Here is a 14,008-nt window from a genome sequence, read left to right as displayed (position 1 = left end):
AGTTTTTGGTGCCGCTTTTTTCAAAAAGCGGCAGTTCCGTCCGGCTCAAAGAACAAGTATAGAATAAACGTACGAATTAACCGATATCATATCATGTTCATCGTTATCGAAGGCCTCGACGGTGCCGGGAAATCGACCCAGGTGGGACTCATGCGCCGCCTGTTCGAAGAGCGCTACCGCCAGCATGTCGAATACCTGCACTTTCCGCGATTCGCCGCCCCCGTTTACGGCGAGCTCATCGCCCGTTTTCTGCGCGGCGAGCTCGGCGAACTGGATCAAGTCGATCCCTATCTCGTCGCCCTGCTCTACGCCGGCGACCGGCAAGAGGCAGCCTCCACGATCCGGAGCTGGCTCGACAGCGGCAAAGTGGTGATCGTCGACCGCTACGTCTACTCCAACATCGCCTACCAGTGCGCCAAGCTGCCCGCCGGCTCCGACGCGCGCAGCGCATTGAAACAGTGGATTTTAGATCTTGAATACAGCCACAACGGGATACCCAGGCCCGATCTGTCGCTCTTCCTCGACGTCCCCTTCGCCTTTACCGCCCGGAAACTCGCCGAACAGCGCCAAGGCGACGACCGCAGCTACCTCAACGGCAAACAGGACATCCATGAAGCCTCGCTCGACCTGCAACAGCGCGTGCGCGAAGTCTACCTCGACTGCGCCGCCGGCGACCCCTCCTTTCGCGTCATCGACTGCGCCGACCCCGCCACCGGCGGCATGCTGAACCCCGACCTCATTTTCCAAAAGATCGACCATGAGATTGCCCGACACCGCTAAACGCCTCCTGAGCCGTCCGATTCCCGCGTGGCTGACCGCCACCGCCCGGTATCTGCTCGCCGCACTGTTTATTTTTTCCGGCGCCTCGAAAGCCGTCGACACCTTCGGACTTTCCGTCAAACTCGGCGAATACCTCTCCGCCTTCGGACTCGACAGCTTACAGGTGCTCGCACCCGCCGGAGCGATTCTGCTCCCCTCCGTCGAGCTGCTGATCGGCCTCCTGCTGCTGACCGGCACCACCCCCCGGATCGCCGCCTGGGGCGTCTTTCTCGCCATGAGCTTCTTCACCCCGCTCACCCTGTGGATCGCCCTGACCGACCCCGTGAGCGACTGCGGCTGCTTCGGCGACCTGCTGCGGCTCTCCAACTGGGCCACCTTCTGGAAAAACCTCGTTTTTTGGCCCCTCTCCCTCCTGCTCTTCCTGAACCGGAACGCGGCGCAATCGCCGAAGCCAACCGTCGTGCGCACCGTGGTGAGTTACCTGATTCTCATTCCGTTGAGCCTTACGCTCAGCCTCTGGTCGTACAATAGCCTGCCCCTGCTCGACCCCACCCCGTTCCGCATCGGCGTCCATATCCCCAGCGCCATGAACGTACAGGAGAACGACGCCCGCACCCTCCTCGTCTACCGCGACAAGACGAACGGCGAGCTGCACGAATTCGAAATCGCCGACACCACCTGGTACGACTCCTCGCGGTGGGAGTACGTCGACACCCGGACCATCGGACAGAGCCGCGCCCCGGAGATCCAGAGCCTGCCCATGTTCGACGACCGCCTCGACCGCTCCGACGAGATTCTGACCCGGCGCGGCTACACCCTGCTCTTCGCCGTCAACGCCTACGACCCCGCCTGCGACTCCGCCATGATCGCCCTCGCCGACTACATCGGACGGTATAACGGCCGGAGCGTGGCGCTCAGCGCCTTTCCGCTTCCGGAAACGCTGAGCCGCAGCGGCATCGAATGCTTCGGCAGCGACCACACCCTCCTGCGCACCCTGATCCAGCACCGCACCGGCGGCGCCCTGCTCCTGCACGACGGCACCATCATCGGCAAATGGGCCATGAACCGCTTCCCGCAGTGGGAGAGCGACGGCTCCGACCCGCTGTCCGAAGTGCTCACCGCCGACCGAACAGGCGACGAACGGCTTTCGATCGCCCTCTTCGTCGCCACCGTACTGCTCGTCGGTCTCGGTTTCCGCCTCAGTGAAAAAAATCGGGCCTGATTCGGCCGATTTTTTCGTAACTTAGCTTCATTACCCGATTCCGCCCATGAACATCACTACCGGAAACATCATCCTCATCGGCTCCATCCTTCTGTTCGTCAGCATCCTGGCCGGCCAGCGCGCCTATCGGTTCGGGATTCCCGCCTTAGTGCTCTTTCTGGCCGTCGGCATGCTCGCCGGAACAGACGGCATCGGCGGCATCAACTTCGACAGCCCCCCGATCGCCCAGTTTATCGGCATCATCGCCCTGAACTTCATCCTCTTCTCCGGCGGTCTCGACACCGAGTGGCGCAGCGTGCGGCCCGTCATGTGGCAGGGCGTGACCCTCTCCACCGCAGGCGTGCTGCTGACCGCTATTTCGACCGGCCTTTTCGTGCATTGGGTCGTGCCCGGCTTCACCCTCTTCGAAGGGCTGCTGCTCGGCTCCATCGTCTCCTCGACCGACGCCGCCGCCGTCTTCTCCATCCTCCGCTCCAAGAGCCTGAAACTGAAGAACAACCTTCGCCCCATCCTCGAATTCGAGAGCGGGAGTAACGACCCCATGGCCTACCTGCTGACCATCGCCTGCCTCGGCCTCGTGATGAATCCCACCGCGTCGGTCGGCGGAGCCGTCCTGCGCTTCGTCATCCAGATCGTCGTCGGCGGCGGAGCCGGGATCCTGTTCGGGATGGCCATGGTCTGGATCGTCCGGCACGTGAAACTCGGCTACATGGGCCTCTATCCCGTGATGGTCATCGCCCTGATGTACTTCACCTACGCCGCCACCGACCTGATCGGCGGCAACGGCTTCCTGGCCGTCTACCTCTCCGCCCTGTGGCTCGGCAACCACCGGATACCTCATCGCGGCACCATGCTCAACTTCTTCGACGGCTTCGCCTGGCTCATGCAGATCATCCTCTTCCTCGCCCTCGGCCTGCTCGTCTACCCCAGCCAGATCGTTCCGGTGATCGGCATCGGCGTGCTCGTCTCCCTCTTCATGATCCTCGTGGCCCGTCCCGTGAGCGTCTTTCTCTCGCTGCTCCTCTTCCGGATGCCCCTGCGGAGCAAGACCTTCATCTCGTGGGTCGGCCTGCGCGGCGCCGTGCCCATCGTGTTCGCCACCTACCCCCTGATCGCCGGCATCGACAAAGCCGGCATGATCTTCAACATCGTCTTCTTCATCTCCCTGATCTCCATTCTGTTGCAAGGAACCACCCTGCCCCTGTTCGCCAAGTGGCTGAAAGTCTCCGAGCCCGAAGAGCAGATGATCGGCCTCCGGCCCGAATGGGAAGCCGCCGACGTCTCCAACATGATCGAAATCCCCGTCGTCCCGGGCAACGCCTACGTCGGGCACCTCGTTTCCGAAGCCCCCTTCCCCGACGGCTCGCGCATCACCCAGCTGCGGCGGGGCGACGCCCGTATCGTCGTGACCGGCTCCACCCGTCTCGAAGCCGGCGACCACCTGATCGTCGCCAGCCAGAACCGCTCCGAAGCCGAAATCGTCTACCGGCTCTTCACCGAAACCGGCCCGACCGAAAATCCCGACCCGGAATCGTAATTCCCGGCCCGCAACGATTGGCACATTCGAAAAATTGTTTAAATTTGCGGTTGTTTTTCGAAACGCAAGACAGAAACACTCGAATAAAGCATGAAAAGAGTTTTAGTTGCAACGAGCGGCGGCGACTGTCCCGGCTTGAATGCAGTCATCCGCGGCGTGGTCAAACGCGCAGCACGGGAAGGAGACTGGGAAGTACTGGGCAGTATCCAAGCCTACAACGGTATCCTGTGGGAACCCACCGAAGTCAAAATTCTCGACGAAGCGGCGGTAGCCGGCATCCACTACCGCGGCGGTACCATCATAGAAACCACCAATAAGGGGGGCCCTTTCGCATGGCCGGTGTATAACAAACACCTCGGCCAGTGGGAATACGTCGACCGCTCGGACGAGATGATCCGTAAGTTGCAATATATGGGCGTCGACGCCGTGATCTCGATCGGCGGGGACGGCTCGCAGCGGATTTCGCAACAGCTTCAGAACCAGGGGCTCGACATCGTCGGGGTGCCGAAAACCATTGATAACGACTTGTCGGCCACCGACTTTACCTTCGGTTTCCAGACCGCAGTTCAGATTGCCACCGATGCGGTGGACAAACTGGTGACCACCGCGGCATCGCACAACCGGACATTCATTCTGGAAGTGATGGGGCGGAACACCGGGTGGATCGCCCTGCATGCGGCGATTGCCGGGGGCGCAGACGTCTGCCTGATTCCCGAAATCCCGTACGACATCAACATCGTCCTCGAAAAGCTCAACAAACGGTACAACTCCAAGAACCGCGGCTCTGCGATTATCGTCGTGGCCGAAGGGGCCGTGCCGAAGGACGGGACGGTGCATGCCGCACAGGCGACCGAAGTCGGCTACGAAAACGTCAGACTGGGCGGGATCGCTTACGAACTCAGCCGTCAGCTAAAAGCTGCCGGGTTCGAACCCGATATCCGGGAGACGGTGCTGGGGCATATCCAGCGCGGTGGGGTGCCGATCGCTTACGACCGTGTGCTCGCTACCCAGTTCGGGGTCAAAGCCTTCGAATACGTCTTGGAAGGAAAATTCGGACACATGGTATCGTACCGCCATCCGGACATCATCGCCGTGCCGTTCGAAGAAGCTGTGGGTCAGTGCAAATACGTGCGGCCGGACAGCGACATCGTCGAAACCGCACGCGGTTGCGGGATCAGCTTCGGGGACTAAGCTCTCCTCGACTGAACCTCAGTATACTCTGCAAAAAAGGTGTCGTTTTCATCCGTCGGATGAAAACGACACCTTTTTTCTTTGGGCCGGAACCGAAAAAAGAGCTACATTTGAAGTTATGAAGATGCACCGCAATCTTTTACTTAGGCTCCTTCCCGGCGTGTTGCTGCTCCTCTTCGGAGGAGGCGCCGTCCGCGCCCAGCAGCAGCTCGTCGAGACCGAACCCATCGAACCCTTCAACGCCCTGAGCATCGAAGGCCCCATACGCGTCGAGCTCATCCCCGCCGACGAGAACCAGATGCAGATGATGACCTGGTCCCTCGAAGCACGCGCCCTCACGTGGCGCGTCAAGGAAAACACCCTCCACATCGCAGCCCGGAAAGGGCTCCTCAACAAACGCGCCTACGCCGACATCAAACTCTACTATAAGGAGCTGAACCGCATCCAGATGAGCGGCGGCGAAGTCTATACCCAAGAACCCATTCGGTGCGGCAGCCTCTACCTCGAAGCCGAGAGCTCCGTCGGGCGGATGACCCTCCAGACCGAATGCAACGACGTCACCATCCACGTGAGCGGCGATAACACCGTCCGGATCGGCGGCATCGCCGAATACGCCACCTACCGCGCCCGGCTCGGCAGCCGGATCGAAGCCCTCGACCTGTCCGCCATGGAAGCCGCCGCCGACGCATCGGGCAAAGGCGAAATCCAGCTCCGCGTCAACGAGACCTTAGATGCAAGAGCCGTGAGCGGCGGCAATATCTTCTTCCTCGGCGAGCCCATGACCCTCAACATCCGGAAAGCCACCTTAGGCAACGTCACCTCCATCAACGAACCGTAACCCGCGGTGCCCTCCCCTTTTCTCCTATGCTCGTCAAGACCTACAGCAGCACCGTCGAAGGCATCGACGCCCGCACCATCACCGTCGAAGTGAACCTCTCGCCCGGCATCCGGTTTCTGGTCGTCGGCCTGCCCGACAACGCCGTGAAAGAGAGCCAGCAACGCATCACCGCCGCCTTCGCCAACACCGGTTTCCGGATGCCCGGTTTCAACATTCTGGTCAACATGGCCCCCGCCGACCTGCGGAAAGCCGGCTCGCACTACGACCTCCCGATCGCCATCGGGATACTCGCCGCCTCGCAACAGATCGGCCGCATCGACCGGCTCGAAAAATACATCCTCATCGGCGAACTCTCGCTGGACGGCACCCTGCTGCCGGTGAAAGGCGCCCTCCCCATCGCCGTTCAGGCCCGGAAAGAGGGCTACGAAGGGATCATCCTGCCCGCCGCGAATGCACCCGAAGCGGCCGTGGTGGACGGCCTGCGCGTCTACGGCGCCACCGACCTCACCTCCGTCGCCACACTGCTCGACAGCGGCTCCGGCATCGCCCCCACCGAAATCGACACCCGTCGTGAATACTTCGACCGTCTCGCCGACTTCGACCTCGACTTCCGCGACGTCAAAGGCCAGAACGACGTCAAACGCGCTTTGGAAATCGCCGCCGCCGGCGGCCACAACGTCCTGATGATCGGCCCGCCCGGCTCCGGGAAGAGCATGCTCGCCAAACGTATGCCCACCATCACCCCGCCCATGACCCTGGCCGAAGCCTTGGAAACCACCAAGATACACTCCGTCGCCGGCAAACTCGGCGGCAGCGACAACAGCAGCTACCGCGGCGGCCTGCTCACCGCCCGGCCGTTCCGCGCCCCACACCACATCGCCTCGGAAGTCGCTCTGGTCGGCGGCAGCGTGCCGCCTCAGCCCGGCGAGATCTCGCTGGCCCACAACGGCATCCTCTTCCTCGACGAACTCCCCGAATTTCACCGGCGGACACTGGAAGTGCTTCGGCAACCGTTGGACGAGAAACGCATCTCGATCTCGCGGGCCAAATATACGGTAGACTACCCCGCCAACTTCATGCTCATCGCCGCGATGAACCCCTGCCCGTGCGGCTACCGGACCCATCCGGACAAAGAGTGCACCTGCACCCCGAGCGCACAGGCCCGGTATATGGATCGCATCTCCGGCCCGCTGCTCGACCGGATCGACATCCAGATCGAAGTCGTCCCCGTGGCCATCGAGAGCATGACCCAGCGGCGGCGCGAAGGCGAGACCAGCGCCGTGATCCGGGAGCGCGTCATCGCCGCCCGTGAACGCCAGACCGCCCGCCTGCAACGCGACGGCTACCGGCACACCCACTGCAACGCCATGCTCACCCCCGAGCAGCTCGACCGATACTGCCAGCTGGACGACGAGAGCATCGACCTGCTTCGCGAAGCGATGTCTACGATGGGTCTCTCCGGCCGCGCCTACGACCGGATTCTGAAAGTCTCGCGCACCATCGCCGACCTGGCCGGCAGCGAAGATATCCAGCTCGACCACGTCGCCGAAGCGATCCAGTACCGGAGTCTCGACTGCATGCGGTAGCTCTCTTTTTCGCACCGCTATCGCCCATTTTTCCGCCGCCCGTCCATGGCCCGCTTCACCCGCACCAACACCCCGCTGTTCGAACCCGTTGTCGCCCTGCTGCTCGGCATCCTCGCTGGCAGCCTGCCCGACCGGCCCGATGATTTTCGGCTCGCGGCAGGACTCTTCGGCCTCCTGTTGGCAATCGTTATCGGTTTGAAATACACCCTCTTTCCCCGGATAGGCAGTTGGCGGAGAATAGGAATGCGGATCGGATTTTACGGCCTCGGAATCGTGCTCGTTCTGCTGCACCGGCCTGACCCAACGGCCGTAGAGACCCTGCACGGCAGCCGGGGCGAATGGATGGCCCGCGTCGAGAGCCTTCCGGAGCTCCGCGGAAAGTGGCACCGCACCGAAGCCACCCTACTGTGCTACAGAGAGAGCCCAACCGCCAGCTGGACACCGCTCGGCGATCCCCGTATCCGCCTCTACGCCTCCCGTTCCGACACCACAGGCCCACAGCTCCGAACCGGCGACCTGCTCCGTTTCCGCGGCCGCCTATACGCCACCTCCGACACCGTCGCCTACGACCGCTACATGCTCCGGACACGCAGCCTTGTCGGCCGATGCTTCGCCTATCGGGTCACTCTGCTCGAGCGCGACCCCACGTGGCAGACCCGCATCGAGCTCTTCCGGCGAGAGCTGGGCGAGCGGCTGAGCCGCGGTTCGACCGACTCCACCGGCGGTACCACCGCCCTGCTCCAGGCCCTGACACTCGGCCAGACCTCCGGTCTCGACCCCGAACTGCGCACCCGCTATGCCCGCACCGGCCTCGCCCACCTGCTCGCCGTCTCCGGACTCCACGTAGGGATTATTTTCGTGCTTCTGAATCTGCTGTTCGGCTGGATACGCCTTTTTCGAAACGGCTGCGTTCCCTCCGGAGCCCTCGTGATCGCCGCCCTGTGCGGCTACGCCCTGCTGACCGGCCTGTCGCCCTCCGTCGTGCGCGCCGTCGTGATGTTCTCGCTCCTTCAGATCGGCCTGATGCTCTCGCGATCGACCAACAGCCTCAACACCCTGTGCGCCGCTGCGCTCGTGCTCCTGTTGTGGAACCCGTACCTCCTGTACCACATCGGTTTCCAGCTCTCGTTCGCCGCCACCGCCGCCATCATCACCCTCTACCCGCCCCTCGCCCGGCGGTGGATGCCCCGACGGCTTATCCCGCGGTGGCTGTGGTCGCTGACCCTCGTCAGCCTCACCGCCCAGTTGGGCGTTTTTCCCCTGATTCTCTATCACTTCGGCCAAATCCAGCCCGGCGGTCTTCTGCTGAATCCCGTCGTCTGGTTCACCGTACCGACCCTCATCGTCGGCTCCGTAGTCTACCTCGCCAGCGGGTGGAGCTGGCTCGCCACCGCCATCCATGCCGTGGCCGGATGGCAGAACCGCCTCGTCGAACGCTGTGCCTCCGCGCCGTGGATCGCCTGGGAGGGGATCGAAATCTCCGCCTGGAGCTGCATCGCCCTCTACCTGCCCGTGTGGGTTCTCATGTGGTGGCTGAACCGCTCCGACGGAAGCCGGTCGCAGTCCTACTCCTCCGACTTCGCCGCCTCCCGCCGCGACGCATAGTGCGGCGCATCGCCCCACGCCCCGTCCGGCACCGTCCTGAAGCCGCTCAGATCCGTATCCTCCGCCGGTTTTCCCTCATACAACCGGTAATTTCCCCGCACCACCTCCGGCGTCACGTTCGGCATCAGAATATTCGCCCCCGCCGCCACCCCCAGCTCCCTGCCCCGCGGATGCAGCGCATGGAGAGCCGTCGTCGCCGCGATGTTGATATCCGGCATCTCCAGCCTCAGGAGCGCGATCATCCTCAGCGCCAGCTGCAGCCGCTCCTCCCGCGTGAATTCCGACCGCACCCCCGCCAGCGGCGTCTGCGGATGCTCGATATAGGGCCCCATGCCACACATATCGATATCCATCCGCCGGAAAAACAGCAGATCGTCCGCCAGATCCTCCACCCGCTGGAACGGCAGCCCGATCATCACCCCCGTCCCCACCTGATAGCCCGTCTCGCGCAACGCCTCCAGACAAGCCACCCGTCGTTCGTAGCGATGATCCGCCGGATGGAGCCGTCCGTACAGCACCGGCGACGACGCCTCGATCCGCAACAGATAACGGTGCGCCCCCGCCCGGTACCACCGCCGATAGACCTCCGCCGTCTGCTCTCCGAGCGAGAGCGTGATGCCTAACTTTCCCTCCGACATCCGCCCGATCTCCTCCACCAGCCGCTCCACCCGCTCCACGAACGCCCCGTCCGTCCGCTCCCCCGCCTGAATCACCACCGAGCCGTACCCCGCTCGCCACGCCCCACGCGCCGCCTCCAGCACCTCTCCGTCCGTCAGCTCGTAGCGCTCCGCCCGTCCGTTTCCGCTCCGGATGCCGCAATAGAGACAATTCTTCCGACACCGGTTCGACAGCTCAATCAACCCCCTGAGGTAGACCCGCCGCCCCACCGTCCGGTCGCGCACCTCCGCCGCTCCGGCGAACAACGCCTCGTCCGTCGCCAGGTCGCCCAGCGGCGCCCCCAACACCTTGACCAGTTCCTCCCGCGACCTCACAGCACCACCTCCTCCACCGCCCCGGCCACCAGCCGGTTATCCTCCAGCGCCCCCACGAAGCGCAGGTTCGTCAGACTGTCCATCCCGATCTCCCGCCCCGAGACATAGGCCGGCACCACCACATACTCCGCCTTCCCCCCCTCCGTCCTGCGCAGCCAGACCCAGTGCGGTAGGCTCTCGATCCTCGGCCTCCGCCCCCTCGACGAGAGCGTCACCCGCACGCTGAGCCCCCCGTCCTGGTACCGTCCCCGCTGGTTCGAGACGAAATTACCCAGCGACCACACCACCCCCGCCGCCGTGTCCACCGGCTGCGCCACATGCGGATGCGACCCGATCACCGCGTCCAGCCCCTGCCTCGCGCACCACGCCGCCAATCGCCTCTGCGCGTCATTGGGTCTCCTCTGATACTCCTCGCCCCAGTGGACGAACAGCACAATATGCGTCGCCGAATCGCGCCGCGCCGCCTCCACCTCGCGCGCCAGCCTCACCGTATCGATCCCGTGGACCACCGTTCCCTCCGGCACCGGCAGCCCGTTCGTCCCGTACGTACAGTTCAGCAGCGCCACCCGGAATCCCCTCTTTTTCAGGATCAACGGTTTCGCGGCCGCCGCCGAATCAACATAGACCCCCGCATACCGCAACCCCACCGAATCGACCGTCCGCACCGTCGTCCTCACCCCTCGCCCCCCTCGGTCGCAGCAGTGGTTGTTGGCCAGCACCGCCACATCGACCCCCGCCCGGCGCAGCGCCCCCGCCAGCTCCACGGGCGACGCGAAACGGGGATAACCGCTGTACGGCCCCCGTTCCGAAAGCGTCGTTTCGAGATTGACCACCGCCCAGTCCGCCCCCTCCCAGAAAGGCCGGATATACCGGAAACAGGCCGTATAATCGAACGATCCGTCTTCGCGCCGCGCCGCCCGCACCTGCGGCATATGCTGCATCACGTCTCCCGAGAAGACCAGCGTCAGCTCGTTCCGTGCGACCAGCGAATCGAACACCGCACTGTGCCTGCCCGCGGTCTCCGTCGGCTGCGGCGTGCGACAGGCCGCGCAAACGACCATCAACCAGCCGAGTATCGTCTTTTTCGAAACCATTTCACTATTTTTGTTCCCGATAAAGATAACGAATTTCCCGCCCCGACGCACCCCCGCATGGCGCCCTATATCGACATCCACACCCACCGGGCCGACCCCGACGGCATCACGATCCGAAACGTACGGATCGGCTCGGCCGCTCCGGAGCTTCCGGCGACCGGCTATTTTTCGGCCGGCATCCACCCGTGGGACGCCTCGCGCGCGGAACCGGAGTGGGAACAGTGTTTCGAAACCCCGTCGCCGCGGCTACTCGCCATCGGCGAGACCGGCCTCGACTTCCGGCCCTCATACCGGCCCTACAACTTGCAGGAGGCGTGGTTCGAACGTCAGATAGACGTTTCGAACCGGCTGCGGAAACCGCTGATTATCCATAATGTACATGCCACCGACGCACTTCTGAAGCGGCTGCAAGAGCGCACGCAGGAGGCGGCCGTGCTGCACGGCTTCATCGGCTCGCCCGAACTCGTCGCCCAGAGCCTCGACCGGGTGCCTGGCCTCCGCTTCTCGTTCGGCCCCGTCGCCTTCCGGTCACCCAGAACGCAACAGGCGCTGCGGTATGTCGCAGAACAGTGGCCCGACCGGCTCTTTTTGGAGACCGACGACGACCCGACGATCCCCATCGGCGAGATGTACGCCCGAACGAGCCGGCTGCTCGGCTGGGCCCCCTCAGCCTTACGGGAACAGATCGCCCGTAATTTTCACCTTCTTTTCCCCCAAATTTCCCTCGGATGACCTCACGAAACGACTGGCAGGAGCGGACGGAACTGCTGCTCGGCCCGGAAAAAGCCGCCCGGCTGCGACAGGCCCATGTTCTGGTGGTCGGTTTGGGTGGCGTAGGCGCCTACGCCGCCGAGATGATCGCCCGCAGCGGTGTGAGCCGCCTGACGATCGTCGACGCCGACACGGTGAGCCTCAGCAACATCAACCGCCAGCTGGTCGCCCTCCACTCGACCGTCGGGCGACCGAAAGCCGACGTACTGGCCTCCCGCCTCCGAGACATTCATCCGGCACTTGAATTGACTGTGATTCAGGAATATATAAAAGACGAAGCGACCGACGCGCTATTAGACCGAGAGCCGCGCTACGATTTCGCAGTAGACGCCATCGACACCCTCGCGCCGAAAGTGAATCTCATCAAAGGGTGTCTAGATCGCGGCATTCCGCTGGTCAGCTCGATGGGCGCCGGCGCCAAGACTGACCCGACGCTGGTCGAAATCAAGGACATCGGAAAATCGCACCACTGCCCGCTGGCCCATATGCTGCGCAAACGGCTGCACAAGATGGGCATCCGTTCCGGTTTTCCGGTGGTTTTCTCGCCGGAAGCGGTGCGCGAAGGTTCGCTCGTTCTGTGCGAAGAGACGAACAAGAAATCGAACGTCGGCACCATCTCCTACATGCCGGCCGTTTTCGGCTGCGTCTGCGCCTCGGTGGCTATCCGGACGCTGCTCGGCGAGATGTAACGCCCACACGCCTCCTCGGCATAGCGCGCCCGTTACTGCCGCGCCAGATACGCCTCGATCTGCCCCACCACCGTACAGTCTTTCAACAAGACCCTTTTCTCGCCGTCCAGCAGGTAGAGCGACGGAATCGCCCGCAAATCGTACAGTTCCTCGCGCCGCATTGCCAGCCCGGCGTCATACCCGTTGATCCACTCCGCCGGGACCTCTTTCCGGTGTTTTCGCCACGCCGCGAGGTCTTCGTCCGGATAAATCGCCACGATCTTCAACCTCCCCTCCCGCTGCGCCTCCGCAATGACCTTCGAGCCGACGAGCTGCGCCAGCATCTCCTCGCAGGCGTGACAATCCGGATTGTTGATATAGAGCAACGTGTACGGCGCCTCCACCTCGTAGAGCTTCCCCCGCGCCCCGTCGCCGAGCGTGTATTCGAAATCGTTCGCCGGCCGTCCCACACGGTTTTTGAGCGCCATCTCCAGCCTGAACCGGGGTTTTATCTTCTCCACCGAGTCATAAAACGGCGATGCCACCACCGCCTCCAGAATCGGGATATAGAGTTCCTCGTTCCGGATGGGAGAATTGGGATCTGCCAGCGGTTGTGCCAGTTTCTCCACCAGCTGTTTCATCGCCGCACTGTCGGCCGCATAGTGTGCCAGCAAGGTATCCAGCACTTTCCGGGAGGAATCCAACGACACGGCGGTCGAGAGCTGCAAAAAGGCATTGAATTTCGCCTCCCGCTGCCATGCCGCCTCCGGTTTAGCTCCCTGCTGCCTGCTGCCGCAAGCCGTCAGGAACGCAACGGCCCATATCCAGACTATCTTTTTCATTTCTTTTCGGGTTCTGATTTCTGCGAATCAAATATAGGTTGTTTTGAGGAATAATCCATCCGTCCGGCCAAGATTCGGATGTCTTTCGCGGCGTATATTTGACCATTCTTGTTCTCTCCCGCCCCGGGCTTCCGCAGCGACGACGAAGGCGTACTAAGCAGTGTCGGCAACAACGGAGCCAGTTGGTCATCCTCCATCATCGGAGACAGCAGCATCCACTTGGGTTTTGGTGCGATATGGTTCTATTCCAACGGCGTTCCACATCGTGCCTACGGTTTTCAGTTGCGTTGCCTCTCGGAATAAACGGTGCGTGCCGCACTCACAAATGGCAGTCCCTACCTCAAATTTTCCGAGGTTGTCTTACTGTCCCGCCGGGGTCACCCGGACGCCGCCCGCGAAAGGCAGTTCCGTCCAGCACAAAGCTCGACCGCGCGCGATTGCTGGAAAAGGAAATCATTCAAATACCGTGGTACGCGTTTGAATAAGATTTCCGCCAGCGCGCGGAAAAACAAGATCGAAACCCTGCGGCTCGAAGAGCCGCCCCGGGCTACCGCGGTTCGACCTCGGGCGCTCCGGTGAACGTTGGCAGCGGCGGTTACAGCTAGATTTCTGCGGCCAACGATATCTACGGCATGTATTTGAATTTCTACATGAAAGGACTCGACCCCAGCAGTACGAACTATCGCGCTGGCGGTCATCAGTTGCGTTGCCTCTCGGAATAAACGGGAAAGTGTCTTAAACCGAACATGCTTTCCGTTGATTTCTTTGTAATCTTGTTCGGCTGTTAATGTCAGGGAGATAGTTTATCTCTTCTCTCTGTTCCGCTCAGGCCGCGGAGGCCCCTACTTTCTACTATGTGGTAGAAAGTAGGCAAAGAGCACA

Annotated in this window: 13 protein-coding genes; 10 read left to right on the top strand and 3 right to left on the bottom strand. The window is 62.7% G+C overall.

The window, feature by feature from the left end:
- Positions 1–93: 93 nt before the first annotated feature.
- From tmk to QZ292_RS06805, 7 genes are all read left to right on the top strand, one after another.
- Complete coding sequence (gene tmk / locus QZ292_RS06835) at positions 94–780, top strand: dTMP kinase (protein WP_294599704.1); 687 nt, start codon at positions 94–96, stop codon at positions 778–780.
- Positions 758–2,002 carry a BT_3928 family protein gene (locus QZ292_RS06830; RefSeq protein WP_294599701.1) on the top strand — a complete coding sequence of 415 codons (1,245 nt, stop codon included), beginning with the start codon at positions 758–760 and terminating at the stop codon, positions 2,000–2,002. The genes tmk and QZ292_RS06830 overlap by 23 nt, the downstream gene beginning before the upstream one ends.
- A 46-nt stretch (positions 2,003–2,048) precedes the next feature.
- Positions 2,049–3,539 carry a potassium/proton antiporter gene (locus QZ292_RS06825; protein WP_294599699.1) on the top strand — a complete coding sequence of 497 codons (1,491 nt, stop codon included), beginning with the start codon at positions 2,049–2,051 and terminating at the stop codon, positions 3,537–3,539.
- A gap of 90 nt (positions 3,540–3,629) precedes the next feature.
- Positions 3,630–4,730 carry an ATP-dependent 6-phosphofructokinase gene (locus QZ292_RS06820; protein WP_294599697.1) on the top strand — a complete coding sequence of 367 codons (1,101 nt, stop codon included), beginning with the start codon at positions 3,630–3,632 and terminating at the stop codon, positions 4,728–4,730.
- A gap of 118 nt (positions 4,731–4,848) precedes the next feature.
- Positions 4,849–5,568, top strand: a complete 720-nt coding sequence (locus QZ292_RS06815) for a DUF2807 domain-containing protein (RefSeq protein ID WP_294599695.1) — start codon at positions 4,849–4,851, stop codon at positions 5,566–5,568.
- 26 nt (positions 5,569–5,594) lie between these two features.
- Positions 5,595–7,154 carry a YifB family Mg chelatase-like AAA ATPase gene (locus tag QZ292_RS06810; protein ID WP_294599692.1) on the top strand — a complete coding sequence of 520 codons (1,560 nt, stop codon included), beginning with the start codon at positions 5,595–5,597 and terminating at the stop codon, positions 7,152–7,154.
- Positions 7,155–7,199: 45 nt separating this feature from the next.
- Positions 7,200–8,759 carry a ComEC/Rec2 family competence protein gene (locus QZ292_RS06805; protein WP_294599688.1) on the top strand — a complete coding sequence of 520 codons (1,560 nt, stop codon included), beginning with the start codon at positions 7,200–7,202 and terminating at the stop codon, positions 8,757–8,759.
- Here QZ292_RS06805 and hydE read toward each other — a convergent pair.
- On the bottom strand, positions 8,720–9,751 hold the full coding sequence (gene hydE, locus QZ292_RS06800) for a [FeFe] hydrogenase H-cluster radical SAM maturase HydE (RefSeq protein ID WP_294599684.1): 1,032 nt from the start codon (positions 9,749–9,751) through the stop codon (positions 8,720–8,722). The two genes, QZ292_RS06805 and hydE, sit on opposite strands and share 40 nt — an antisense overlap.
- Complete coding sequence (locus QZ292_RS06795) at positions 9,748–10,845, bottom strand: CapA family protein (protein ID WP_294599681.1); 1,098 nt, start codon at positions 10,843–10,845, stop codon at positions 9,748–9,750. Before QZ292_RS06795 ends, hydE begins: the two co-directional genes overlap by 4 nt.
- 57 nt (positions 10,846–10,902) lie before the next feature.
- Here QZ292_RS06795 and QZ292_RS06790 point away from each other — a divergent pair, with 57 nt between their 5' ends.
- Both QZ292_RS06790 and QZ292_RS06785 read left to right on the top strand, forming a co-directional pair.
- Positions 10,903–11,577, top strand: coding sequence for a TatD family hydrolase (locus QZ292_RS06790; RefSeq protein ID WP_294599678.1), 675 nt, complete (start codon positions 10,903–10,905; stop codon positions 11,575–11,577).
- Positions 11,574–12,305 (top strand): tRNA threonylcarbamoyladenosine dehydratase, encoded by a 732-nt coding sequence (locus QZ292_RS06785; RefSeq protein ID WP_294599675.1) that lies wholly within the window; start codon positions 11,574–11,576, stop codon positions 12,303–12,305. The genes QZ292_RS06790 and QZ292_RS06785 overlap by 4 nt, the downstream gene beginning before the upstream one ends.
- Positions 12,306–12,337: 32 nt before the next feature.
- Here the strand turns inward: QZ292_RS06785 and QZ292_RS06780 are convergent, their stop codons facing one another.
- A complete protein-coding gene (locus QZ292_RS06780) occupies positions 12,338–13,126 on the bottom strand; it encodes a DUF5106 domain-containing protein (RefSeq protein ID WP_294599672.1) in 789 nt (262 codons plus the stop codon).
- A gap of 108 nt (positions 13,127–13,234) precedes the next feature.
- Between QZ292_RS06780 and QZ292_RS06775 the strand changes: the two genes are divergently transcribed.
- Positions 13,235–13,429, top strand: a complete 195-nt coding sequence (locus QZ292_RS06775) for a hypothetical protein (protein ID WP_294599669.1) — start codon at positions 13,235–13,237, stop codon at positions 13,427–13,429.
- The last annotated feature ends 579 nt before the right edge of the window (positions 13,430–14,008 follow it).

This window comes from uncultured Rikenella sp., from assembly GCF_910577125.1.
In the GTDB taxonomy this organism is placed as follows: domain Bacteria; phylum Bacteroidota; class Bacteroidia; order Bacteroidales; family Rikenellaceae; genus Rikenella.
This window is presented reverse-complemented; position numbering and strand designations above follow the sequence as displayed.